We start from the raw sequence: 25,212 nt of genomic DNA, 5'->3' as shown, positions 1-25,212 counted from the left end.
AACGCCCCGGCTTTGCAAATCAATCGGCCGTGGCCGTGCCCCGCTCATAGCCGATCGGGCGCCGGGCGGCAACCCGCAGGCTTCGCCATGCCTCAGGCGGCGGCCCGCTTGAGGCCGATCGTCAGCAGTCCGGCGCCGATCAGCAGCGTGCCGCCGGCGCGGTTGACCACCTTCTGGACGGAGGGCTTGCGGATGGTCTTGCGCGCCGCGGAGGCGAGGAGCGCATAGAAGAGCGCGTTCAGCGAGCCGAGCGCGAGGAAGGTGGCCTCGAAGATCGCCATCTGCGGCAGGACGGGCTGCGACACGTCGAGGAACTGCGGCAGGAAGGCGACGAAGAAGACGATGCTCTTGGGGTTGAGAGCCGTCACCACATAGGCGTGGGCGAAGATGCGGAAGGGCTTTCCCTCCGTCGGCGCCTCGCCCTCGGCACCGAGCGAGACGGGCGCACGCCACAGCTTGATGCCGAGCCAGACAAGATAGGCCGCGCCCGCCCATTTCAGCACGGTGAAGATCGCGGCGGAGGTGGCGAGCAGCGCGCCGAGGCCGAGCATGGAGGCGGTCATGGCAGTGAAGTCGCCGAGCGCGACGCCGGCGACCGTGGCACCCGCCGCCTTGCGGCCGTGGCCGAGCGCATAGGAGATGACGAGGAGGATCGTCGGGCCGGGAATGGCCAGCATGACGGCGGAGGCGGCGGCGAAGGCAAGCCAGTGGTCGAGCGACATGAAAACTCCCCGGATCGAGTGCGGTCCGGGGAGCAAGCCATTGCGATTTCACGCCGTCAAGCGGGATATTTCAGCCGGCCGGCTTCCATTTCTGGCCGATGGCGTCCATCACCTCGCCGAACCATTTCGCCGAGGTGTCGAAATGCTTGCCGCCCTTGATGCGCGGGAACTCGATGGTGCGCAGCTTGCCGCCCTGCGCCTCGTCGTGGCCGGTGACGCCGGAGACCTTGTTCAGCGCGCTTTCGACGGCAAGGTCGGTCATGCTCTGGATGAGGCGGAGGTCGTCGCGGTTGGCCGGGGCCGAGCGGGCGTAGTAGCCCGATTTCTGCACCATGGAGCGCTCGGCGCCGAGAAGGGCCGCGAACTGCTTGGAGAACCAGTTGCCGACATTGATCGTGTCGATCTTCACATGGCCGAAGGCGTCGCGCTTGACGGTCTCGCCGGCCGCTTCCCGTTCCGCCACGATGGCGTCGAGGCAGGCGCCTTCCGAGACGAACAGCGTGACGAAGCCGGTGCGGTCCATGACGGCCTTCAGGCGCTCGGCCTCGCCTTCGAGGTTGAAGTCCATCTCCGGCAGGTAGAGGCCGTCGATGTTCTTCAATTGCTTGTTCATCATGAAGCCGTCGACATATTCGTTGCCGCTGGTCTTCTGGATATAGGCGCGGGCGGTGGCCGCGGTGAGCCAGCCGCAATGGCGGCCCATGACCTCGTGCACGACGAGGGTTTTGGGCGCCGCGCTCTGCTCGTTGCTGACATGGTCGAAGAAGCCGGCGCCGACTTCGGCCGCCGTCCAGGCGCCGAGCGACTGGCGGATCGGCACGACGTCGTTGTCGACGGTCTTCGGCAGGCCGACGACGGTGAGGTTGTAGCCGTTCGCGCCGAGATAGGCGGCAAGGTCGGCGGCCGTCGTGTTGGTGTCGTCGCCGCCGATCGTGTGGAGGATGGTGATGCCGTCCTTGGCAAGGCGCTCGGCCGCCACGCGCAGCGGGTTCTCGCCTTCCTTGACGAGGCCGCGCTTCACGCAGTCGGCCGCGTTCGTCAGCTTCACGCGGCTGTTGCCGATGGGCGAGCCGCCGTAGCGATGGAGGAGGGGGGCCTTCTCGCGCATCTCCTTGGTGATGTCGATGCGGTCGGCAAGCAGCAGGCCCTGGTAGCCCGAGCGATAGGCGACGAGCTCGATCTCCGGCGCGACGTCGCTGTAGCGTTCGATGAGGCCTCCGACCGCGGACGACAGGCAGGGGGCGAGCCCGCCGGCGGTCAGCATTGCGACTTTCTGCTTGGCCATAATTCCTCCTCGGCTTCAGCACGTCTCGATGGGTGCCGTTGCGGTCTTCGTCTGCGCATCTCCGCACGCAAAACCGCTCCACACTTTTGCTGGAGTTGCTCCTAGCGCAGAATCCCTTTGAGGGGAACGGCGCGGCGAACTTATCCGCACTCCGTGACGTTTTGACTTCTATGCCTTTCCGGCGAAAATCCGGTATCTCCGCTTCGGATGCATCCACTTATTGAGGGGCATCAAAATTTTGTCATGGCATGTTTTCTGCCTTGCTTTCCCTGCAATTGTCTGATCAAGATCACCTTATGTTCCAGAATTCGAGAACCTGTTTCATCGGTGCCGTGTGGGATCGCCTCGTCGGCATGGTCACTGAGGCCGCCAGCAATGTGCTGTCCGGCGTGGTGGAGGCCGTGCGCACCCTTTTCGAGGGCGACGCGGAGACGCGCCGGCAGGTGGCCTTTTCCGTCGCCATGATCGCGCTTTCGGCCAAGATGGCGAAGGCCGACGGCGTGGTGACGGCCGCCGAGGTCGATGCCTTCAAGGACATCTTCAAGTATCCCGACGACCAGGCGGCCAATGTCGCCCGGCTCTACAACCTCGCCCGCCAGGACGTCGCCGGCTTCGAGGCCTACGCGGAGAAGATGCGGGCGCTGTGCGTCTCCTGCGAGAAGAACTGCCCGATCCTGGAAGACATCGTCGACGGCCTGTTCCACATCGCCAAGGCGGACGGCGTGATCCACGAGAACGAGATGGCCTTCCTTTCCCGCGTGGCGGAGATCTTCGGCATGGCCGAGGAGCGCTTCGAGCAGATCACCGCGCGGCACGTCCATCTCAGCGGGCGCGACCCCTACAAGGTGCTGGGCGTCAAGCCGAGCGACGATTTTTCCGAGATCCGCAAGCGCTACCGCGTGCTCGCCTCGGAGAACCATCCCGACAGGCTGGTGGCGCGCGGCGTGCCGGCCGAGTTCCACCGGATCGCGAACGACCGCATGGCCGCGCTCAACGCCGCCTTCGAGGCGATCGAGAAGGAACGCTGCGCCGCATGAGCGCATTTGTCTGCGACTATTCCGGTGCGACCGCCGCGCCGTCGCCGAATTTCGGCGAACGGGCGGGCGGGCGGTCCCCGGATATCATCCTCCTGCATTACACCGGCATGGAAACGGCCGACGGCGCGCTGAAATGGCTCCGTGCGCCGGAAAGCCAGGTCTCCTGCCATTACTTCGTGCATGAGGACGGGCGTATCGAGCAGCTCGTCCGCGAGACGGATCGCGCCTGGCACGCCGGAAAGAGCTTCTGGAAGGGCGAGACGGACATCAACTCCGCCTCCATCGGCATCGAGATCGCCAATGCCGGCCATCCCGGCGGGCTGCCGGATTTCCCCGACGCGCAGATCGCGGCGGTCGTCGAACTTTGTCTCGATTGTGGCGGAAGGTGGGGCATTGCCCCCGAACGGATGCTTGCGCACTCCGACGTGGCCCCCGTCCGCAAGGTCGATCCGGGCGAAAAGTTCCCCTGGGGCCGGCTCCATGAGAAGGGCGTCGGGCACTGGGTCGCGCCGTCGCCGGTCACGGGCGGGCGCTTCTTCCAGCGGGGGGATGCGGGCCAGCCCGTCGAAGCGCTCCAGACCATGCTGTCGCTCTATGGTTACGGCGTTGAAATCGATGGGAATTATTCGGAAAAGACGGAAGGAGCGGTCGCCGCCTTCCAGCGGCATTTCCGGCCCGAGCGGGTGGACGGCATCGCCGATTTCTCCACCATCGACACGCTGCACCGGCTGCTTTCCGCCCTGCCGCGGCTGGCCGCCTGACAAGGGCGATTTCCCGGAATTGTTACCGGCTGTAACGGAAGTTTACCGCTCCGCCACACCCTGACCCGAATGGGCATGTTCTTTCCCTCTGCGTTCGTTGCAGCGCAGCATGCGGTCAGGGCCTGATCGCACTCAACGAGGATCACGACTTTTGCGCAAGGCGCGCGGCGGAGGACGCTGCGCGCCAGGGCTTAGCCTTTGCGCCCATTGGAGACTGGAACTACATGAGAAGACTTCTTGCCGCCCTCGGCGCGGCCTGCCTTTGCGCGTCCGTTTTTTCCGCCGGCATGGCGCATGCGGCGTCCGGCCACAAGACCCAAACGGAGAAGACCCGCCCCCTGTTCCAGGCCAAGGCGAAGGGCAAGGCGAAAGCCCACAAGACGGCGGCCAAGCGCCACAAGCGCAAGGCGGTGATCGACAAGGACGGCATCATCACCGGCTCGCTGCAGACGTTCAGGAGCACCACCGGCTATCCGAAGGCCGAGAACCCGCTGAAGGAGGGCGTGAAGGTCGCCGGCTATTCGGGCCTCATCCAGTCCTATGCCAAGGCCTACGGCGTGCCGGTCGACCTTGCCCATGCGGTCGTCCGCGTCGAGAGCAATTTCAATCCGCGGGCGCGCGGCAGCGCCGGGGAGATCGGCCTCATGCAGATCAAGCCGGCGACGGCGCGCATGATGGGCTATCGCGGCAGCGCCAAGGGGCTCTACGATCCGGAGACCAACATCAAGTTCGGCATGAAATACCTCGCCATGGCGCAGGACCTCGGCGACGGCACGACCTGCAGCACCATCCTCAAGTACAATGCCGGCCACGGCGCACGGCGCATGAACCCGGTCTCCAAGCGCTATTGCGGCAAGGTGCAGGCCCTCATCGACTAGGACCGATCGCCATTCAGCCCAATCCGGCCTGAACTGAATGTCGATCGGTCCTGAGGCGACTTTTCGCAGGCTGGAATCGGCATCCCGCCATGCTATTGGCAGGGACGACAGGTGAGGAGGACAGGATGCGGCATTTCGATTTCGTCGTCGTCGGCAGGGGCATGATGGGGGCCGCGGCGGCGCGGCATCTTTCGCGCACGGGCGCCTCGGTGGCGCTCGTCGGGCGCGGGGAGCCGGCCGACTGGCAGGCGCATGACGGCGTCTTCGCCAGCCATTACGACAGCGGCCGCATCACCCGCACGATCGACAACGATCCCGACTGGGCGCTGCTCGCCAACCGCTCCATCGCCCGCTATCGCGAAATCGAGGCCGAGAGCGGCATCGCCTTCTACGGCGAGACCGGGTGCCTGATCAGCGGGGCGTCCGGCGGCGCCTTCATCGGCTCGGTGGAGGCCGTCGCAAAGCGCTACGGGCTCGATGCGCCCCTGCTCGGCCGGGCGGAGCTTGGTCGCCGCTTTCCCTGGTTCGCGCTGCCGGAAACCTCCTCCGGCGTCTTCGAGGCGAAGGGGGCGGGCTATGTCGATCCGCGCAAGCTGGTCGCCGCGCAGGTCGCCTGCCTGGAAAAGGCCGGCGGCGTGCCGATCCTCGACGAGGCGCTTTCCGTGACGGAAACCGGCGACCGCGCGACCGTTGCGCTCGGATCCGGCGGTTCGGTCACCGGCGGGCGCGTGCTCGTTGCGACCGGCGGCTTCTCGCGGGCGCCGGGGCTCCTGCCGAAGGTGCCGGCGCTGGTCGTCAAGGCGCGGACGGTCGTGCTGGCGCAGTTGACGCCCGGGCAGGCGGAGGCCTTTTCCGGCATGCCTTCGTGGATCGACGAGAGCGGCGATCCTTCGGACCATTTCTATTTCCTGCCGCCTATCGTTTACCCGGACGGGCATTCCTATCTCAAGATCGGCGGCGATCCGACGGAGATCGAGCTCGACGAGGAGCAGGCGATCCGCGACTGGTTCCGTGGGCAGGGCGACCCGGGGGCGGTGGCCCATCTGAAGCGGCTGCTCGCCCGTTCCATTCCGGGCCTCGACCCGGTGCGCCTCGTCTCCGTTCCGTGCGTGACGACCTATACGGTGCACGGCTATCCCTATGCCGGCTTCGTGGAGGGCGAGCGCATCGCGCTCATGACCGGCGGCAACGGGGCGGCGGCGAAGAGTTCTGACGAGATCGGCCGCGTCGGCGCGGACCTTCTCCTTCGCGGCCGGCTCGACGAGCCGGATTATGCGACGGATTTCGCCGTTCATTTTCGCTGAGGCTCTGGTCTTTCCTGTCGGTATCGGCTAGGCAGCGCCTGCCAGTTGGCCGGGCAGCCGCGCCTTGCAAGGGTCGAAAGGCCGCAGGGTGAGGAAAGTCCGGGCTCCACGGAAACACGGTGCCGGATAACGTCCGGCGGGGGTGACCCCAGGGAAAGTGCCACAGAAAGCAAACCGCCTTCCTTGGAAGGTAAGGGTGAAAGGGTGGGGTAAGAGCCCACCGCGGTCCTGGCGACAGGGCCGGCACGGTAAACCCCACCGGGAGCAAAACCGAATAGGGATGACGCGGGCCGCGCAAGCGGTCCAGCCTGTTTCCGGGCCGGTCATCCGGGTGGGTTGCAAGAGGCCGGGCGCAAGTCCGGTCCCAGATGAATGGCTGCCACGTTCCGGCGAAAGCCAGAGCCATACAGAACCCGGCTTACAGGCCAACTGGCAAAAATCTCCTTCCCTTGCGAAGTTTTTTCGCGGCACGCCAAGGTGCTGAATTCCTTGGGGTTCGCGCGCGCCTTGCAGTACGGCGAATTGCGCGCGGGCGCTGTCCCGCCTCGTGCAAATCCAAGGCGTTGAACGACGTTTCCTAACCTTTTGTTAAACTTAACGGCTTATAAACGATTGGAGGTCCGAAGACGGGAGACGAGGTCTCTTCCCATTGACGCCCATATGGTCCCATGGTATCCCAAAATCGCACTGCACGAGGACGCATGAGCGTCCGATCATCGCAAACCTTTGAGGTCGACCGGCTGGGGACGGTGAGGCGCTTTTGCGCCGCGCCGAGGCTGGATTGCGGGCGCAGTGTTGTGTCGGTTATGTCGGGGCGGATGCACAGCGTCCCGGCGGGGGAAGCGGCTGTATCGCGTCATGACCCGGTTCCTGTCCAATGCGACGAACAGGATAGATGCCAAGGGGAGGGTTTCCGTTCCCTCGGCATTCCGTTCCGTCCTGTCGCAACGGGACATCCGGGAACTTTATTGCTTCCAGGATTTCATGTTTCCGGCCATCAGCGTCGGCGGCCCGGATCTGCTCGATCGTCTCGAGCGCCAGATCGCCAGCGAGGACGCTTTTGCGCCGAAGGCCAACCGGATGTCGCTCCTCATTCACGGGGGCGGCGTCTTCATGAAGCTCGATTCGGAGGGACGCCTGCCGGTCACGGATTTCATCCGGGACTATACGGGCATTACGACGGACGTGACCTTTGTCGGTCGGGCGGATCATTTTCAGCTCTGGGCACCGCAGACATTCCTAGCCACGCAGGCGGCTGCCCGGGAAGAGTTCAGGACGCGAGGTCTGGGCTCGGAGTAAGACGGAGAATCGGAATGGCGGCGGATCTTGGCGGAGGTTCTACTGATGCCGATGGCGGACCGGTCCGTCACATTCCGGTTCTTCTCTCCGAGGTCATCGAGGCGCTCGCGCCGAGGCCCGGCGCCGTCATCCTCGACGGCACGTTCGGAGCCGGCGGCTACACGTCGGCGATCCTGGCTGCCGGCGCCAACGTCATCGCGCTCGACCGCGACCCGACGGCCATCGAAGGCGGGCAGGGGCTGGTAAAGGCCTCCGGCGGCCGGCTTTCGCTCATCCATTCGCGCTTTTCCGATCTTGCCGACCACGCGCCCGCAGGCGGGCTCGACGGCGTCGTGCTCGATATCGGCGTCTCCTCCATGCAGATCGACGAGGCGGAACGCGGCTTCTCCTTCCAGAAGAACGGCCCGCTCGACATGCGCATGTCCGCCTCCGGCGTCTCGGCCGCCGACGTGGTGAACCGCGCGAAGGTCTCCGACCTTGCCCGCATCTTCGGCTTCCTCGGCGAGGAGAAGCAGGCCGGCCGCATCGCCCGGGCCATCGAGAAGGCGCGCGAGAAGGAGCCCTTCACCACGACGCGGCAGCTCGCCAACCTCATCGAGCTCACGACCCCGCGCAAGGCCAAGGACAAGATCCATCCGGCAACGCGCGTCTTCCAGGCGCTGCGCGTCTTCGTCAACGACGAGCTCGGCGAGCTCGCCCGCGCGCTGATCGCCGCCGAGCGCGCGCTGAAGCCCGGCGGGCGGCTCGTCGTCGTTTCCTTCCATTCGCTGGAGGACCGCATCGTCAAGAAATTCTTCCAGGATCGCTCCGGCAAGGCTGCGGGCTCCCGGCACCTGCCGGAGGTTCACGACCGCGCCGCAACCTTCGCACCAGTCGGGCGCCCTATGGTGGCCGCCGGCGACGAGGAGAGCGCGGTCAACCCGCGCGCACGATCCGCGAAGCTGAGAGCAGGCGAGCGCACCAGCGCCCCCGCCGGGACGGATGATCTGTCCATTTTCAACCTGCCCAACCTTGCCGGCCTCGAGAAGATGGGAAGCTGAGTGATGTTCCGTACCCTTGATGTCGTGATGATCGCCGTCATGACCGCAGCAGCAACCGTCACCTATTCGATCAAGCACCAGGCCGACAACAAGCTCGAAGAGGTGCGCAAGCTCGATGCCGAGATCAAGCTGGAGGAGGACACGATCGACCTCCTGAAGGCCGACTGGGCGCTGGCGACCCAGCCGAACCGGCTCGAGCGCCTCGTGCAGATATTCGAGGGCGACCTGAAGCTCGTTCCGACCGAATCGACCCAGCTCGCCCAGCCGAACGAGCTGCCGATGCCCGTCGCCGAACTGCCCGCGCTTCCCGCGGAGAAGGACGACAAGGTCGCCAGGGCCAAGACGCCCGCCTCGGGCACGGATGCAATCCAGACCGGATCGGTGGCGCGCTGATGTCCTTCCTTTCCCGTATCATGGTCGTCAAGAGCAAGGCGCACTTCAACGCCGGCGGCAACAACAACCGTTCGGCCGGCGCCGGCGGCCAGTCCTTCGAAGGCACGCGCAAGCGCTCCGGCTCGCAGGCCCGCAGCCGCGTCGCCGTCATGATCTGCTGCTTCGGCGTCGCCTATGCCGTCATCGGCGGCCGCCTCGTGCAGTACGGCATGGCCTCGCCCGAGACCGTTTCCTCGATCAGCCCGGCCGACCGCCTGATGGCCTCGCGCCCGGACATCGTCGACCGCAACGGCGAGATCCTCGCCACCGACATCCGCACCGTCTCGCTCTATGCCGAGCCGAACAGGATCGTCGACGCGGACGAGGCCGTCGAGATGCTCGCCACCGTGCTGCCGGACCTCGACCGGCGCGACATCTACCGCAAGCTCACCTCCAAGAGCCGCTTCCAGTGGCTGAAGCGCCAGTTGACGCCCAAGCAGCAGAGCCGCATCCTGGCGCTCGGCATTCCCGGCGTCGGCTTCCGGCCGGAAAAGCGCCGCTTCTATCCGGGCGGCCCCACCGCCTCGCACATCGTCGGCTACGTCAATATCGACAACCGCGGCATCTCCGGCATGGAGCGCTACATCGACAACCAGGGCCTTGCCGACCTTGCCGCCATCGGCATGACGAGCGACGCCAAGCTGGAGCCGGTGCGCCTTTCCATCGACCTTCGCGTGCAGGCGATCGTGCGCGACGTCGTCAAGGACGGCATGGAGAAGTACAAGGCCATCTCGGCCGGCGCCGTGGTGCTGAACGTGCATACCGGCGAAGTCCTCGGCATGGCCTCCTACCCTGACTTCGACCCGAACAACCCGGCCGAAGGCGCCGAGGAGGGCTGGCTGAACCGCATGTCGAACGGTACGTTCGAGATGGGCTCGACCTTCAAGAGCTTCACGCTCGCCATGGCGCTCGATTCGGGCAAGGTGAAGCTCACCGACAGCTTCGACGCCAGCAAGCCCATCCGCATCGGCGGCTTCACCATCCACGACTTCCACGGCAAGCACCGCGTCCTGACGGTGCCGGAAATCTTCCAGTATTCCTCCAATATCGGCACGGCCAAGATGGCCGACGTCATCGGCATCGAGGGGCACAAGGAATTCCTCACCCGCATGGGCCTGCTGACGCGGCTCGAAACCGAGCTTCCCGAGGTCAAGACGCCGAGCCAGCCGGCCGTCTGGAAGAAGATCAACTCGATCACCATCTCCTACGGCCACGGCGTCTCGACGACGCCGCTGCAGACGGCCGTCGCCGCCGCCGCGCTCCTCAACGGCGGCAAGCTCATCAACCCGACCTTCCTGCCGCGCAGCCGCGAGGAGGCCGACGAGATCGCCAAGATGGTCGTCAAGCCGTCGACGGTGGACGCGATGCGCTACCTCTACAAGCTGAACGGCAACGACGGCTCCGGCCGCAACGCGCTCGTTCCCGGCTTCAATGTCGGCGGCAAGACGGGCACGGCCAACAAGGTGGTGAACGGGCGTTATTCCAACACGCTCAACTTCAACGCCTTCGTCTCGGGCTTCCCCATCGACAACCCCGATTACGTGGTCCTGACCTTCATCGACGCCCCGCAGACGGGCAAGGGCGGCGGGCGCACCGCCGGCAGCAACGCCGCCCCGATGGTGGGCGAGATCATCCGCCGTTCCGCCGCGCTTCTCGGTGTAAAGCCGAAATTCGGTGACGACGGCTCTGCCTTGCTTGTGTCTTATTGAACGGAGAAGACGGGACGCCGATTCGGAGGCGAAACGGCTGCCAACAGAAAGACAGAGCGGACAATGAAGATCAGTGACCTTGCCGGACCCGAAATCGCACTTCCCGATGCCGTCGCCGCGACGGACGTGACGGGCATTGCCAGCGATAGCCGCAAGGTGAAACCGGGCGATCTCTTCGTCGCCCTTTCCGGCACCAAGGCCGACGGCAGCGCGTTCATCGCCGATGCCGTTTCGCGCGGGGCCGCCGCCGTCGTCGTCTCGGCCGGAGCGTCGGTCGATGCGTCCGTGCCGGTCGTCGCGGTCAGGGAGCCCCGCCGCTTCCTCGCCCTTGCCGCCGCCCGCTTCTACGGCCGCCAGCCGGAAACCATGGTCGCCGTCACCGGCACGGCGGGCAAGACCTCCGTCGCCGCCTTCACGCGGCAGATCTGGGCGCATGCCGGCCATGCCGCGGCGATGATCGGCACGACGGGCGTCGTCGCGCCCGGCCGCAACGACTACGGCTCGCTGACGACGCCGGACCCCGTCTCGCTGCATGCGCTGCTCGCCGAGCTGGCCGATGCCGGCGTCACCCATGCCGCGATGGAGGCCTCCAGCCACGGCCTCGACCAGTCGCGCCTCGACGGCGTGAAGCTTTCCGCCGGCGCCTTCACCAATCTCGGCCGCGACCACATGGACTACCATCCGACGGTCGAGCACTACATGGCCTCCAAGATGCGGCTCTTCGATACGCTGCTGCCGAAGGGCGCGCCCGCCGTCGTCTATGCCGACGACGAATGGTCGGGCACGGCGATCGACACGGCCCGCAAGGCGGGCTGCGACGTGCGCACGGTCGGCCGCAAGGGCGACTATCTGGCGCTGAAGCGCGTCGAGCACTTCCGCCACAAGCAGACCGCCGAGATCCATGTCGGCGGCGACATCTTCGAAGTGCACATTCCGCTCGCCGGCGATTTCCAGGTGGCCAACGCGCTCGTCGCGGCCGGCCTTGCCATGTCGACCGGCGTTCCCGCCGCAACCGCGATGGCCGCGCTGGAAAAACTGGTCGGCGCTTCCGGCCGGCTCGAACTGGTGGGACACGCGAAGAACGGCGCGCTCGCCTATGTCGACTATGCGCACAAGCCGGATGCGCTGGAGAACGTGCTGACCTCCGTGCGCCCCTTCACGACGGGCCGCATCATCGTGGTCTTCGGCTGCGGCGGCGACCGCGACAAGGGCAAGCGGCCGATCATGGGCGAGATCGCCACGCGCCTTGCCGACGTGGTGATCGTCACCGACGACAATCCGCGCTCGGAAGTGCCGGCCGTCATCCGCTCCGAGATCATGGCCGCCGCGAAGGGCGCGACCGAGATCGGCGATCGCGCGGAGGCGATCCGCAGCGCTGTCGGCATGCTGCAGGCGGGCGACACGCTGATCGTCGCCGGCAAGGGACACGAGGAGGGCCAGACCGTCGGCTCCGTGACGCTGCCCTTTTCCGACCATGCCGAGCTCGGCAAGGCACTGGAGGAGAGCGCACGGTGACATGGCTCTGGACAAGCGCTGATCTCGTCGCGGCCATGAACGGCCGCCCCATCGGCAACCTGCCGCAGGGCGTGACCGGCATTTCCATCGACAGCCGCGGCATCACGCCGGGCGAGGCCTTCTTCGCCATCAAGGGCGACCGGGTCGACGGCCACGATTTCGCAAGCCTTGCCGTTGCCAACGGCGCGGCGCTGCTCGTCGTCAGCGAGGCGAAGCTCCCGGCGCTCGGCCGCCTCGTCTCGCCGATGATCGTCGTGCCGGACGTGCTGCAGGCGCTGGTGGACCTCGGCTGCGCGGCGCGCGACCGCACGGCCGCCCGCATCGTCGCCGTCACCGGCTCGGTCGGCAAGACGACGACCAAGGAGATGCTGCGCCAGGCGCTTGCGCCCTCCGGTGCCGTGCACGCCTCCGTCGCCTCCTTCAACAACCATTGGGGCGTGCCGCTGACGCTTGCCAGGATGCCCGAAACAACGGATTTCGGCATCTTCGAGATCGGCATGAACCATGCCGGCGAAATCCGCCCGCTCGTTTCCATGGTGCGCCCGCATATCGCGATGGTGACGACCATCGCCCCGGCCCATCTCGGCAATTTCCGTGACCTCGAGGAGATCGCCGCCGCCAAGGCCGAGATTTTCGAGGGCGTGGTGCCGGGCGGCCATGCGCTCATCAACCGCGACAACGAGCAATACGCCTTCCTCGAAAAGGCCGCGCGCGCGGCGGGCGTCTCGCATATCCATGGCTTCGGCGCGGACCCGAAGGCCGAGTTCCGCCTGCTCGATTTCGTGAGCGGGCCGGAGGGCAGCCTGCTGCGCGCCGCCATCGGCAACCAGACGCTGGAGGTGCCGATGGGCGCACCCGGCCGGCATATCGCGGAAAACGCCGTCGCCGTGCTCGGCGCGGTGCATCTTGCCCATGGCGATATCGAGAAGGCGATGGCCGGCCTTGCCACCATGCAGGCGGAAAAGGGCCGCGGCCGGCGCTACCGGCTGGCAAAGGACGGCGGCTGGTTCACGCTGATCGACGAGAGCTACAACGCCAACCCCACCTCGATGCGCGCGGCCATCGCGCTCCTGCGCGACGCCGAGCCGCATGGGCAGGGCCGGCGCATCGCCGTGCTCGGCGACATGCTGGAGATGGGCGAGCACTCGCCCGCCGTCCATGCCGGCCTTGCCGAACCGCTCGCCGAGGCGGGCATTGCCACCGTCTGGCTCGGCGGCCCGGACATGGCGGCGCTGCGCGACGCGCTGGCGGAGACCATCGAGACGACCTACCGCGAGACGGCCGACGAGCTCGCCGCCCATGCGCTGGAAAGCGTGCGTCCGGGCGACGTCCTCGTCGTCAAATCGTCGAAGGGCACGGGCTTCAGCCGCATCGTTGCGGCCCTGCTTGACAAATACCAGGCATTCCCGGAGAGGGAAGGCCGGAGTTGAGGAGGTTCGGCCGGGCAGACGCCCGCCGGACCTTCTTTTTATGTGATCTGCTTCCCATCCCGGCCCGTCACGCCGCGGATGCTTCCAGGAACCTTTTGGGGAAAGGGTGACAATGCTGCTTTGGCTCGTCGAGCTGGCGAACACCATCCAGGTGTTCAACCTGTTCCGCTACATTACCTTCCGGACAGGCGCCGCGCTGTTCACCTCGGCCACCATCGTCTTCCTGTTCGGGCCGATGATCATCTCCTCCCTGCGTATCCGCCAGGGCAAGGGTCAGCCGATCCGTGCCGACGGGCCGCAGACGCATTTCAAGAAGGCCGGCACGCCCACCATGGGCGGCCTGATGATCCTTGCCGGCATCGTCGGCAGCGCGCTGCTGTGGGCGGACCTTTCCAACGTCTATGTCGTCGCCACGCTCCTCGTCACGCTCGGCTTCGGCGCCATCGGCTTCTACGACGACTATCTCAAGGTCACCAAGCAGACGGAGAAGGGCTTTTCGGGCAAGGCGCGCCTCGGCCTCGAATTCCTGATCGCCGGCATCGCGACCTATTTCATGATGCGCGCCTCGATGTCTGCCGGGGCTTCCGGCTCGACCTTCGCCTCGTCCATCGCCTTTCCCTTCGCCAAGGACCTCCTCGTCAACCTCGGCATCTTCTTCGTGCTGTTCGGCGGCTTCGTCATCGTGGCGGCCGGCAATGCGGTGAACCTGACGGACGGGCTCGACGGGCTCGCCACCGTTCCCGTGATGATCTCGGCGGCGGCCTTCGGCCTCATCGCCTATCTTGCCGGCAACGCGGTCTTCGCCAACTACCTGCAGATCCATTTCGTGCCCGGCACGGGCGAGCTTGCCGTGGTGCTCGGCGCGGTCATCGGCGCCGGCCTCGGCTTCCTGTGGTTCAACGCGCCGCCGGCCGCCATCTTCATGGGCGATACGGGCTCGCTCGCCCTCGGCGGGCTCATCGGCTCGGTCGCCGTCGCCACCAAGCACGAGATCGTCATGGCCATCATCGGCGGCCTCTTCGTCATGGAGACCCTGTCGGTCATCATCCAGGTCGGCTCGTTCAAGCTCACGGGCAAGCGCGTCTTCCTCATGGCGCCGATCCACCATCACTTCGAGAAGAAGGGATGGACGGAAAGCCAGGTCGTCGTGCGCTTCTGGATCATCTCGGTCGTGCTGGCGCTGGTCGGCCTTTCCACGCTCAAGCTGCGGTAAGGCGCCATGATCCCCGTCACCACCTTCAAGGGGAAGTCGGTCGCGCTCTTCGGGCTCGGCGGCTCGGGCCTTGCGACGGCGCTGGCGCTCGCCGCGGGCGGGGCGGACGTCACCGCCTGGGACGACAATCCGGCAAGCGTCGAAAACGCCTCGGCCGCAGGCGTGAAGACCGGCGACCTCCGGGCGCTGGACTGGAGTGCGCTCGATGCGCTGGTGCTCTCGCCCGGCGTGCCGCTGACCCACCCCAAGCCCCACTGGAGCGCGGACCTTGCGCGCGCGGCGGGCGTCGAGATCGTCGGCGACGTCGAGCTCTTCGTGCGCGAGCGGCGCGCCCACGCGCCGGACTGCCCCTTCGTCGCCATCACCGGCACCAACGGCAAGTCGACTACCACGGCGCTGATCGCCCATATCCTGAAGGCGAGCGGGCGCGACACGCAGCTCGGCGGCAATATCGGCACGGCCGTGCTGACGCTCGATCCGCCGAAGGCGGGCCGCTTCTACGTCGTCGAGTGCTCGTCCTACCAGATCGACCTTGCGCCGACGCTGAACCCTTCCGCCGGCATCCTCCTCAACCTCACTCCCGACCATCTCGACCGGCACGGCTCCATGCAGCACTATGCCGACGTCAAGGAGCGGCTGGTCGCGGCGAGCGACACCGCCATCGTCGGCGTCGACGACACCTTCTGCACGAGGATCGCCGACCGCGTGGAGCGGACCGGCACGAAGGTCGTGCGCATCTCGAAGCGCAACGTGCTGGCCGACGGTATCTTTGCCGACGGCGCGCGCCTTCTTCTGGCGCAAGGCGGAACGACGCGCGAGATCGCGGACCTTTCCGCCATCCAGACGCTGCGCGGCAGCCACAATGCGCAGAACGCGGCGGCGGCCGTCGCTGCCTGCCTTGCGGTCGGCGTCAGTGAGGACGAGATCCGCGCCGGGCTTGCCTCCTTCCCGGGGCTGAAGCACCGCATGCAGCCGGTCGGCCGGCGGGGCGGCACGCTCTTCGTCAACGATTCCAAGGCGACGAACGCCGATGCGGCCGCGCCCGCCCTTTCGAGCTTCGAGCGCATCTACTGGATCGCCGGCGGCCTTCCAAAGGAAGGCGGCATTGCGTCGCTCGGCGGCTTCTTCCCGAAGATCGCGAAAGCCTATCTCATCGGCGAGGCGGCGCCGGCCTTCGCCGCGACCTTGGGCGAGGCCGTGCCCTTCGAGATCGCCGGCACGCTGGAGCGCGCGGTGGCCGATGCGGCGGCGGATGCGGAAAAAGACGGAAGCGGCGGCATCGCCGTGCTGCTTTCCCCGGCTTGCGCAAGCTTCGACCAGTACAAGAACTTCGAAGTCAGAGGCGATGCCTTCGTGAAGCATGTCGCGGCGCTGCCGGGCGTTACCATGCTGATCGAGGTTTAGGATGGTGCCGGGGTTCGTTTCGCTCCCTGCCTCTCCTTCGTCATCCTCGGGCTTGACCCGAGGATCCACGCGGCATCCGCGGCGTGAATGGATCCTCGGGTCAAGCCCGAGGACGACGGAGGGAGGGGGAGGAGACACGAAAGCCCGATACCGCTCAACGAAGGGATTTGATCATGGTTAGCCGAGCCGAACGCGGTGCACTTGCGGACTGGTTCTGGACGATAGACCGCTTCTTCCTGGCGGCCTTCATCCTCCTGATGGGGGTCGGCTTCATGCTGTCCTTCGCGGCAAGCCCGGCGGTTGCCGAGCGTATCGGCCTCGACAGCTTCCACTTCGTCAAGCGCCATGCGCTCTTCCTCCTGCCGGCCATCGCCGTCATGCTCGGCATCTCCTTCCTTACGCCCCGTCAGGTGCGGCGGGCGGCGATGATCCTGCTCATCCTCTCGCTCGGGGCCATGGTGCTGGCGCTGTTCTTCGGCGTGGAGGTCAAGGGCTCGCGGCGCTGGATCTCCATCGGCAGCTTCTCCGTCCAGCCGTCGGAATTCATGAAGCCGGCCTTCGTCATCGTCTGCGCCTGGCTCTTCGCCGAACATGCGCGCCAGCCGGAAATCCCCGGCAACCTCTTCGCCATCATCCTCTTCGGCATCGTCGCCGCGCTCCTCATCGCCCAGCCCGACCTCGGCCAGACGATCCTGACCGCCGCCGTCTGGGGCGGCATGTTCTTCATGGCCGGCATGCCGTGGCTGTGGATCATCGTGCTCGGCGGCGCGGGTGCCGGCGGCCTGCTGACGGCCTATACGCTCCTGCCGCACGTCGCCGCGCGTATCGACAAGTTCATGACGGGCGAGGGCGACACGTTCCAGATGGACACGGCCCGCGAGGCGCTGATCCGCGGCGACTGGTTCGGCCAGGGGCCGGGCGAGGGCATCATCAAGCGCATCATCCCCGACAGCCATACCGACTTCATCTTCTCCGTCGCGGCGGAGGAGTTCGGCATCGTCTTCTGCATGGTCATCGTGGCGATCTTCGCCTTCGTGGTGATGCGCGGCCTCAATCATGCCTTCAAGGAGCGCAACGATTTCACCCGTTTCGCCGTCGCGGGCCTCGTCCTGCAGATCGGCATACAGTCGATGATCAATATCGGCGTGAACCTCGAACTGCTGCCGGCCAAGGGCATGACGCTGCCGCTCATCTCCTATGGCGGCTCCTCGATGATCGCCATCTGCGTGACCGCCGGCTTCATCCTGGCGCTGACCCGCCACCGGCCGGAAAAGCGCGCCTCCGAGCGCAGCCTCTTCCGCAGCGGCATCGTGGCGCCGGCCGAATAAGGGTTTGAAATGGACAAGGGCATCGTTCTTCTTGCCGCCGGGGGCACCGGCGGCCATCTTTTTCCGGCGGAGGCGCTGGCGCATGAGCTGAAGGCCGGCGGCTGGGCGGTGCATCTCGTCACCGACAGCCGCGCCGAGCGTTTTGCCGGCAAGTTCCCCGCCGACGAAATCCATGTCGTTCCCTCCGCGACCATCGGCTCGAAGAACCCGGTCAGCGTGGCCAAATCCCTCTTCACGCTTTGGCGGGGCATGCGGGCGGCACGCCGGCTGCTGGCGCGGCTGAAGCCGAAGGTCGTCGTCGGCTTCGGCGGCTATCCGACCCTGCCGCCGCTGCTGGCCGCCACCGGCATGGGCATTCCCTCGATGATCCACGAGCAGAATGCCGTCATGGGCCGCGCCAACAAGGCGCTCGCCGCGCGCGTGAAGGCGATCGCCGGCGGCTTCCTGCCCGAGACGGGCGGCCAGTACGCCGACAAGACCGTGACGACGGGCAATCCCGTGCGCCCCGCCGTGCTGGAGGCCGCGAACATTCCCTACGAAGCCTCTGCGGAGGGGGCGTTCCGCCTCGTCGTCTTCGGCGGCAGCCAGGGCGCGCAGTTCTTCTCCAAGGCCATTCCCTCCGCCATCGCCGCGCTGGAGCCGGAAGACCGGGCGCGGCTCGTCATCACCCAGCAGGCGCGGCCGGAAGACCGCAACGAGGTGGTGCGCAGCTATGCCGACCTTGCGATCCCCGCCGAGGTCTCGCCCTTCTTCACCGACATGGCCGCGCGCATCGGCCATGCCCATCTCGTCATCAGCCGCTCCGGCGCCTCGACCGTTTCCGAGGTCTCGGTGATCGGCCGGCCGTCGATCCTCGTGCCGTATCCGCACGCGCTCGACCATGACCAGGCGGCCAATGCCGCAGCGCTCGCGGCTGGCGGCGGGGCGAAGGTGATCCAGCAGTCCGAGCTTTCGACGGAGCGCCTTGCCGGCATCGTCTCCAGGGCGATGCACGATCCTTCGGGCATGGCGGCGATGGCCGCGAATGCCAGAAAGGCGGGCAAACCGGACGCCGCGCGCTTGCTCGCCTCGATGGTTGAGGCTATTGCGGGCGGAAAGACGATCGCAGAATTCAAGGGAGAACGGCCATGAAGATGCCGCAGAGCATAGGGCTCGTTCATTTCATCGGCATCGGCGGCATCGGCATGAGCGGCATCGCCGAGGTGCTGCACAATCTCGGCCATCGCGTGCAGGGCTCCGACCAGGCGGACAGCGCCAACGTGCAGCGCCTGCGCGACAAGGGCATCGAGGTCTTCGTCGGCCACAAGGCGGAAAATCTCGGCGACGCGGAAGTCGTCGTCGTCTCCACCGCCATCAGGAAGAACAATCCGGAACTGATCGCGGCGCGCGAAAAGCTGCTGCCGGTCGTGCGCCGCGCGGAAATGCTCGCCGAGCTGATGCGCTTCCGCAATGCCATCGCCATCGGCGGCACGCACGGCAAGACGACGACGACTTCGATGGTCGCGACGCTGCTGGAAGCCGGCGGGCTCGATCCGACCGTCATCAACGGCGGCATCATCAACGCCTACGGCACCAATGCCCGCATGGGCGAGGGCGAGTGGATGGTGGTGGAGGCCGACGAATCGGACGGCACCTTCCTGAAGCTGCCGGCCGACATCGCCGTCGTCACCAATATCGACCCCGAGCATCTCGACCATTACGGCAATTTCGACGCCGTGCGCGCGGCCTTCCGCCAGTTCGTCGAGAACGTGCCCTTCTACGGCTTCGGCGTCATGTGCCTCGACCATCCGGAAGTGCAGGCCATGGTCAGCCGCATCGAGGACCGCAAGGTCATCACCTACGGCGAGAACCCGCAGGCCGACGTGCGCTTCTCCAACATCCGCATGGACGGCGCGACGTCGGTCTTCGACGTGGAGATTCGCCGCCGCCGCACCGGCCAGGTGATCTCGCTGAAGGACCTGCGCCTGCCGATGCCCGGCCGCCACAACGTCTCCAACGCCACGGCCGCCATCGCCGTCGCCCAGCGCCTCGGCATCGCGCCGGAAGCAATCGCCAGGGGACTTGCGAGCTTCGGCGGGGTGAAGCGCCGCTTCACGCTCACCGGAAGCTGGAACGGCGTCAGTGTCTATGACGACTACGGCCACCACCCGGTCGAGATCAAGGCGGTGCTGCGCGCGGCGCGCGAAGCCTGCTCCGGCCGGATCATCGCGGTCCACCAGCCGCACCGCTACAGCCGCGTCGCGAGCCTCTTCGAGGAATTCGCCGGCTGCTTCAACGATGCCGACACGATCATGATCGCGCCGATCTACGCGGCGGGCGAGGACCCCGTCGAGGGCGTCAGCGCGGAGGAGCTGGTTTCCCGCATCAAGTCCGCCGGCCACCGCGATGCACGCTTCCTTTCCGGGCCGGAGGCGTTGGCCTCTACCGTCGCCGGCATTGCAAAGCCCGGCGATTTCGTGGTTCTCTTGGGCGCTGGCAGCATCACCTATTGGGCACAGGCGCTGCCGAAGGAACTGGCAGGCATTTCGGGTGAGGTGGCATGAAGACAGTTGACGGGGCAAAACTTCTGGCGTCGCTGGGCGAGGGCATCAAGGAGGTCCGCGGACGCCTGACGCCGGATGCCCCGATGGACCGCGTGACGTGGTTCCGCGCCGGCGGCCTTGCCGAGCTGATGTTCCACCCGCACGACGTCGACGACCTCGTGACCTTCCTCAAGCTGCTGCCGGAAGAGGTGCCGCTGACGGTGACGGGCGTCGGCTCGAACCTCCTCGTGCGCGACGGCGGCATTCCGGGCGTCGTGATCCGCCTTTCGGCCAAGGGCTTCGGCGATGTCGAGCTTGCCGGCGAGAGCCGCATCAAGGCGGGCGCGATCTGCCCGGACAAGAACATCGCCGCCATGGCGCTCGACCACGGCATTGCCGGCTTCGAGTTCTACTACGGCATTCCCGGCTCCATCGGTGGGGCGCTGCGCATGAATGCCGGCGCCAATGGCGGGGAGACCAAGGACCTCGTGGTGGAAGTCCACGCCGTCGACCGCAAGGGCGAGCGGCATGTGCTTTCCAATGCGGACATGGGCTATACCTACCGCCATTCCGCAGCGCCCGCCGATCTCATCTTCACCCATGCCGTCTTCGAGGGGCAGGCGGGTGAAAAGAACGAGATCCGCGCCAAGATGGACGCCGTGCGCCAGCACCGCGAGACCGTCCAGCCGATCCGCGAGAAGACGGGCGGCTCGACCTTCAAGAACCCGGAAGGCCATTCGGCCTGGAAGCTCATCGACGAGGCGGGCTGCCGCGGGCTGATGATCGGCGGCGCGCAGATGTCGCCGATGCACTGCAACTTCATGATCAACACGGGGCAGGCGACCGGCTACGAGCTGGAATATCTCGGCGAAACCGTGCGCAGCCGCGTGCTGGAGCATTCCGGCATCGTGCTGCAATGGGAAATCAAGCGTCTCGGCAATTTCATGCCGGGCTATGAGGTAAAGGAATTCCTCGGCCGCGCAACGGCCTGATTCTCTCTCCTTGCTGGGGAGTTCGGCGCCGCCGGAGGGCGCCCGCACTCCCTCTCCCCCAACAGGCAAGTCCATCGAAAACCGTTTGGAGCCGCGCCAGCCGCGCGGCCGGGCCCTGCCGTGCGGGGCTCCAGTTGGGGGCATTCATGTTCAGGAAACTCTCCGCCGAGTTCATCGGCACGTTCTGGCTCATCTTCATCGGCAGCGGCAGCGGCATACTGGCCGCGACCTTCGCCGGGATCGGCATCGGCATCGTCGGCATCTCCCTTTCCGCCGGCATCGCGCTGATGGCGATGATCTATGCGATCGGCGGCGTCTCCGGCGGCCACATGAACCCTGCCGTCTCCGTGGGGCTGGCCGTCGCGGGAAAATTCCCCGCCGGCCATGTGCTGCCCTATGCGCTGGCGCAGGTGGCGGGCGCGACGGCGGCGGCGGCGATGCTCTACCTCATCGCCTCCGGCAGGGCCGGCTTCGTGGCGGGCGGCTTCGGCGCGAACGGCTATGGCGAGCTCTCGCCGGGCGGCTATTCGCTGACGGCGGGCTTCGTGGCCGAGGTGGTGCTGATGGTCCTCTTCGTCTTCATCATCCTCGGCTCGATCCACGACCGTGCGCCCGCGGGCTTCGCGCCCATCTCCATCGGCCTCAGCCTGACGGCGATCAACCTCGTCTCCATCCCGGTCACCAACACCTCGCTGAACCCGGCGCGCTCGACCGGCCTTGCGCTCTTCGCCGAGACGGGCGCGCTCTCGCAGCTCTGGCTGTTCTGGGTGGCGCCGATGGCGGGCGCGGTGATCGGCGCGCTCGTCTGGAAGGCGGTCGGCGAGGCGCGCTGAGCCGGGCTCATCCGTGCGTTTGAACGGGGCTCCGCCGTGGCGGGGCCTTTTCGCGTCTTGCCGCGGCACAGGCGCCTTTTGGCGATGCTTCCCCTTGCGTCAGGCTCAACTCTCTGATTCCAGAAGGAGAATCGAAGCGTTCCTTGATTCGGCGCCCGGAAAATTCGTTCCGCGCCGGGCCGGGTTAACGAAAGTAAACGCTTCATTAACCTTAATCAGGCTCTAGTGGTCCCACCTCGCTCGCCGAGTCGGATCCGGAACCGATCAGGTCCGCGCAAGCGACGGGGAACAGAGTGCGGAATTCAGTCGAGGGTTCTATGAGCGTAAAGCATGTCGCGGTGCTGATGGGTGGTTTTTCGTCGGAACGGCCGGTGAGCCTTTCCTCGGGGAACGCCTGCGCCGACACGCTGGAGGCCGTCGGCTACAGGGTCACGCGGGTCGATGTCGGCCATGACGTCGCCAGCGTCCTTGCCGAGCTGAAGCCCGACGTCGCCTTCAATGCGCTGCACGGTCCCTTCGGCGAGGACGGCACCATCCAGGGCATCCTCGAATATCTCGAAATCCCCTATACCCATTCCGGCGTGCTTGCGTCCGCACTTGCGATGGACAAGGCGCAGGCGAAGATCGTCGCCAGGGCCGCCGGCATTCCCATCGCCGAGCAGCGGCTGATGAACCGCTTCGATTTCACCTCGGCCCATCCGATGAAGCCGCCCTATGTGGTCAAGCCGGTGCGCGAGGGCTCGTCCTTCGGCGTCGTCATGGTCAAGGAAGACCAGTCGCATCCGCCGCAGATCATCACCTCCTCGGAGTGGCGCTACGGCGATGCCGTCATGGTGGAGCGCTACGTCTACGGCCGGGAACTCACCTGCGGCGTCATGGGCGACGTCGCCCTCGGCGTCACCGAGGTGATCCCGCAGGGGCACGCCTTCTACGACTACGATTCCAAATATGTGAAGGGCGGCTCGAAACACGTCATCCCGGCGCAGATTTCACCGAATATTTACCAAAAAGTACAAACACTCGCGCTCAAGGCGCATCAAGCGATCGGGTGCCGTGGCGTCAGCCGTTCCGACTTCCGCTACGACGACCGCTTCTCCGAGAATGGCGAGCTTATCTGGCTGGAGGTCAACACCCAGCCCGGCATGACCCCGACCTCGCTGGTGCCCGAAATGGCCGTCCATGCCGGCCATTCCTTTGGTGAATTCTTGAGCTGGATGGTGGAGGACGCGTCGTGCTTGCGTTGAGCGTCAGAAAGACGAGGGTGCGTCCCGCCGGGCTTGCCGAGGCGGAAGCCGGCCGCGTGCTGCCGCGCCCGCTGCGCCGCATCGTCCGCTTCCTCGTCAGCCTTGCGGCCGGCCGCATCCATATCCCGCGCCACACCGGCAGCGTCGCGACCGCGCTGTTCCTCGGCGCGACGGGTCTTTACGGCATGTCCCTCGGCGGCCATTCGCAGGATTTCGCCGAAGCCTCGACGACCGCGATGGGCTTTGCCATCGAGGACGTGAAGGTTTCCGGCAACCGCGAGACGTCGGAGATCGATATTCTCGAGCGCCTCGACCTCGACGGCACGACCTCGCTGGTCGCCCTCGACGTCAACGAGGCCCGCCGCAAGCTTGCCGAGCTGCCCTGGGTCGAGGACGTCTCGGTGCGCAAGGTCTATCCCGGCACGATCGAGATCGCGCTGAAGGAGCGCGAGGCCTTCGCGATCTGGCAGCACGGCGAAGACCTTTCCCTGATCGAGAAGAACGGCAGCGTGATCGCGCCGCTGCGCGACAACAAGTTCTCCACGCTGCCGCTCTTCGTCGGCCGCGATGCGGAAACGGCCGCCGCCGGCTTTGCCGCCGAGTTCGACAGCTGGCCGGACATCAAGTCGCGGGTGAAGGCCTATATCCGGGTCGCCGGGCGGCGCTGGGACCTCCAGCTCCACAACGGCATCGTCGTGAAGCTGCCGGAGCACAACGTGCCGCGCGCCATGGACGAGCTGGCGACGCTGGAAAGCGAGCAGGGGCTCCTGGAGCGCGATATCGCCGCCGTGGACCTGCGCCTCGACGACCGCACGACCATCCGCCTGACGGAAGGGGCGCTGGAACGCCGCAACGTGGCGGTCGAGCAGAGGGCCAAGGAGCTGAAGAAGGCAGCGAAGCGCACATGAGCATTTTCGGTTCCTCCCATTTCGGCCTGCCGCGCCTGAAGCCGCTTTCCTCCAAGCGCGCCCATGTCGTTTCCGTGCTCGACATCGGCTCCACCAAGGTCGTCTGCATGATCGGCCGGCTGACGCCGCGCGCCGAGAGCGAGATCCTTCCGGGGCGCACGCACAATGTCGAGATCATCGGCATCGGCCACCAGAAATCCCGCGGCGTGAAGAACGGCGTGATCACCGACCTCGATGCGGCCGAAAGCGTCGTGCGCCTTGCCGTGGATGCGGCCGAGCGCATGGCGGGCCTCACCATTGAAAGCCTGATCGTCAACGTCTCGGCCGGGCGCCTGCAGAGCGACGTCTACACCGCGACCATCGACCTCGGCGGCCAGGAGGTCGACGCCAACGACCTTCGCAAGGTGCTCGCCGTCGCCGGCCAGCAGTCGCTGCGCCAGGACCGCGCCATCCTCCATTCGCTGCCGACGGGCTTTTCGCTCGACGGCGAGCGCGGCATCCGCGATCCGCTCTCCATGTTCGGCGACGTGCTCGGCGTCGACATGCATGTGCTGACGGCAGAACGCACCTCGCTGAAGAACCTGGAGCTCTGCATCAACCGCGCGCACCTTTCCGTCGAAGGCATGGTTGCGACGCCCTATGCCAGCGGCCTTTCGGCCCTCGTCGACGACGAAGTCGAACTCGGCTGCGCCTGCATCGACATGGGCGGCGGCACGACGACCATCTCCGTCTTCGCCGAAGGCAAGCTGGTGCATTCCGACGCCGTCTCGCTCGGCGGCCACCACGTCACGACGGACCTTGCGCGCGGCCTTTCGACCCGCATCGAGGATGCCGAACGCCTCAAGGTCGTCCACGGCTCGGCCCTGCCGAATGCCGGCGACGAGCGCGACATCATCACCGTCCCGCCCATCGGCGAGGACGACCGCGACCAGCCGACCCATGTGCCGCGCTCGCTCATCTCGCGCATCGTGCGTGCGCGCATCGAGGAGACGCTGGAGCTCATCCGCGACCGTATCCAGCGCTCCGGCTTCTCGCCGATCGTCGGGAAACGGATCGTGCTGACGGGCGGCGCGAGCCAGCTCACGGGCCTGCCGGAAGCGGCCCGCCGCATCCTTGCCCGCAATGTGCGCATCGGCCGTCCGCTCGGCGTCTCCGGCCTGCCGACGGCGGCCAAGGGACCGGCGTTTTCGACGGCGGTCGGCCTCATGATCTATCCGCAGGTCGCGGAACTGGAAGAACACGCTGTGCAGGGCGGCATGCTCTCGCAGCTCACGGGTGGCAACGGCCGCATCGCCCGCATGGGCCAGTGGCTGAAGGAAAGTTTCTGACGGGTTTTCCGGCGGCGCGCCGGCGGGA

The 25,212-nt window shown here is 66.6% G+C and carries 22 protein-coding genes and 1 other RNA gene; 21 read left to right on the top strand and 2 right to left on the bottom strand.

Features of this window, described 5'->3' with window-relative positions:
* Positions 1–92: 92 nt before the first annotated feature.
* Both HNQ66_RS01730 and HNQ66_RS01725 read right to left on the bottom strand, forming a co-directional pair.
* Entirely contained in the window at positions 93–722 is a 630-nt protein-coding gene (locus tag HNQ66_RS01730) for a LysE family translocator (RefSeq protein WP_184140213.1), read from the bottom strand.
* A 70-nt stretch (positions 723–792) separates the two neighbouring features.
* A complete protein-coding gene (locus HNQ66_RS01725; protein WP_184140211.1) occupies positions 793–2,007 on the bottom strand; it encodes a pyrophosphate--fructose-6-phosphate 1-phosphotransferase in 1,215 nt (404 codons plus the stop codon).
* Positions 2,008–2,360: 353 nt separating this feature from the next.
* On the opposite strand from HNQ66_RS01725, the gene HNQ66_RS01720 reads away from it, so the two are divergent.
* The 21 genes from HNQ66_RS01720 (at position 2,361) to ftsA (ending at position 25,184) form a co-directional block, all read left to right on the top strand.
* Positions 2,361–3,044, top strand: a complete 684-nt coding sequence (locus HNQ66_RS01720; RefSeq protein ID WP_380777865.1) for a TerB family tellurite resistance protein — start codon at positions 2,361–2,363, stop codon at positions 3,042–3,044.
* Positions 3,041–3,805 (top strand): N-acetylmuramoyl-L-alanine amidase, encoded by a 765-nt coding sequence (locus HNQ66_RS01715; protein WP_184140207.1) that lies wholly within the window; start codon positions 3,041–3,043, stop codon positions 3,803–3,805. The genes HNQ66_RS01720 and HNQ66_RS01715 overlap by 4 nt, the downstream gene beginning before the upstream one ends.
* A 224-nt stretch (positions 3,806–4,029) precedes the next feature.
* The gene (locus tag HNQ66_RS01710; protein WP_380777863.1) at positions 4,030–4,683 is read left to right on the top strand and encodes a lytic transglycosylase domain-containing protein; all 654 of its coding nucleotides are present in this window, start codon (positions 4,030–4,032) and stop codon (positions 4,681–4,683) included.
* Positions 4,684–4,808: 125 nt separating this feature from the next.
* Positions 4,809–5,987, top strand: a complete 1,179-nt coding sequence (locus tag HNQ66_RS01705) for an NAD(P)/FAD-dependent oxidoreductase (RefSeq protein WP_184140205.1) — start codon at positions 4,809–4,811, stop codon at positions 5,985–5,987.
* A gap of 41 nt (positions 5,988–6,028) precedes the next feature.
* Positions 6,029–6,424: RNase P RNA component class A (gene rnpB / locus HNQ66_RS01700), an RNA gene on the top strand.
* Between the two features lie 421 nt (positions 6,425–6,845).
* Positions 6,846–7,286: a division/cell wall cluster transcriptional repressor MraZ gene (gene mraZ, locus HNQ66_RS01695; protein WP_184140203.1), complete on the top strand. Its 441-nt coding sequence runs from the start codon at positions 6,846–6,848 to the stop codon at positions 7,284–7,286.
* Positions 7,287–7,300: 14 nt separating this feature from the next.
* Positions 7,301–8,326: a 16S rRNA (cytosine(1402)-N(4))-methyltransferase RsmH gene (gene rsmH, locus HNQ66_RS01690; protein WP_184140201.1), complete on the top strand. Its 1,026-nt coding sequence runs from the start codon at positions 7,301–7,303 to the stop codon at positions 8,324–8,326.
* A 3-nt stretch (positions 8,327–8,329) separates the two neighbouring features.
* Complete coding sequence (gene ftsL / locus HNQ66_RS01685) at positions 8,330–8,719, top strand: cell division protein FtsL (RefSeq protein ID WP_184140199.1); 390 nt, start codon at positions 8,330–8,332, stop codon at positions 8,717–8,719.
* Positions 8,719–10,467, top strand: coding sequence for a peptidoglycan D,D-transpeptidase FtsI family protein (locus HNQ66_RS01680; RefSeq protein ID WP_184140197.1), 1,749 nt, complete (start codon positions 8,719–8,721; stop codon positions 10,465–10,467). The genes ftsL and HNQ66_RS01680 overlap by 1 nt, the downstream gene beginning before the upstream one ends.
* Positions 10,468–10,530: 63 nt before the next feature.
* On the top strand, positions 10,531–11,982 hold the full coding sequence (locus tag HNQ66_RS01675; RefSeq protein ID WP_184140195.1) for a UDP-N-acetylmuramoyl-L-alanyl-D-glutamate--2,6-diaminopimelate ligase: 1,452 nt from the start codon (positions 10,531–10,533) through the stop codon (positions 11,980–11,982).
* Positions 11,979–13,412 (top strand): UDP-N-acetylmuramoylalanyl-D-glutamyl-2,6-diaminopimelate--D-alanyl-D-alanine ligase, encoded by a 1,434-nt coding sequence (locus tag HNQ66_RS01670; RefSeq protein ID WP_184140193.1) that lies wholly within the window; start codon positions 11,979–11,981, stop codon positions 13,410–13,412. Before HNQ66_RS01675 ends, HNQ66_RS01670 begins: the two co-directional genes overlap by 4 nt.
* A 112-nt stretch (positions 13,413–13,524) precedes the next feature.
* A complete protein-coding gene (mraY, locus tag HNQ66_RS01665) occupies positions 13,525–14,625 on the top strand; it encodes a phospho-N-acetylmuramoyl-pentapeptide-transferase (RefSeq protein ID WP_184140191.1) in 1,101 nt (366 codons plus the stop codon).
* A gap of 6 nt (positions 14,626–14,631) precedes the next feature.
* Positions 14,632–16,029: a UDP-N-acetylmuramoyl-L-alanine--D-glutamate ligase gene (murD, locus tag HNQ66_RS01660; RefSeq protein WP_184140189.1), complete on the top strand. Its 1,398-nt coding sequence runs from the start codon at positions 14,632–14,634 to the stop codon at positions 16,027–16,029.
* A gap of 173 nt (positions 16,030–16,202) precedes the next feature.
* Positions 16,203–17,357 carry a putative lipid II flippase FtsW gene (gene ftsW, locus HNQ66_RS01655; protein WP_184140187.1) on the top strand — a complete coding sequence of 385 codons (1,155 nt, stop codon included), beginning with the start codon at positions 16,203–16,205 and terminating at the stop codon, positions 17,355–17,357.
* Between the two features lie 9 nt (positions 17,358–17,366).
* Positions 17,367–18,488, top strand: a complete 1,122-nt coding sequence (gene murG, locus HNQ66_RS01650) for an undecaprenyldiphospho-muramoylpentapeptide beta-N-acetylglucosaminyltransferase (protein WP_184140185.1) — start codon at positions 17,367–17,369, stop codon at positions 18,486–18,488.
* Positions 18,485–19,900: a UDP-N-acetylmuramate--L-alanine ligase gene (murC, locus tag HNQ66_RS01645; protein WP_184140183.1), complete on the top strand. Its 1,416-nt coding sequence runs from the start codon at positions 18,485–18,487 to the stop codon at positions 19,898–19,900. The genes murG and murC overlap by 4 nt, the downstream gene beginning before the upstream one ends.
* Entirely contained in the window at positions 19,897–20,871 is a 975-nt protein-coding gene (murB, locus tag HNQ66_RS01640) for a UDP-N-acetylmuramate dehydrogenase (protein WP_184140181.1), read from the top strand. Before murC ends, murB begins: the two co-directional genes overlap by 4 nt.
* 146 nt (positions 20,872–21,017) lie before the next feature.
* Entirely contained in the window at positions 21,018–21,704 is a 687-nt protein-coding gene (aqpZ, locus tag HNQ66_RS01635; protein ID WP_184140178.1) for an aquaporin Z, read from the top strand.
* Between the two features lie 317 nt (positions 21,705–22,021).
* On the top strand, positions 22,022–22,948 hold the full coding sequence (locus HNQ66_RS01630) for a D-alanine--D-alanine ligase (RefSeq protein ID WP_184140176.1): 927 nt from the start codon (positions 22,022–22,024) through the stop codon (positions 22,946–22,948).
* Entirely contained in the window at positions 22,936–23,856 is a 921-nt protein-coding gene (locus tag HNQ66_RS01625) for a cell division protein FtsQ/DivIB (RefSeq protein ID WP_184140174.1), read from the top strand. The genes HNQ66_RS01630 and HNQ66_RS01625 overlap by 13 nt, the downstream gene beginning before the upstream one ends.
* A complete protein-coding gene (ftsA, locus tag HNQ66_RS01620) occupies positions 23,853–25,184 on the top strand; it encodes a cell division protein FtsA (RefSeq protein ID WP_184140172.1) in 1,332 nt (443 codons plus the stop codon). Before HNQ66_RS01625 ends, ftsA begins: the two co-directional genes overlap by 4 nt.
* The last annotated feature ends 28 nt before the right edge of the window (positions 25,185–25,212 follow it).

Source organism: Shinella fusca, assembly GCF_014203155.1.
GTDB lineage: Bacteria > Pseudomonadota > Alphaproteobacteria > Rhizobiales > Rhizobiaceae > Shinella > Shinella fusca.
This window is presented reverse-complemented; position numbering and strand designations above follow the sequence as displayed.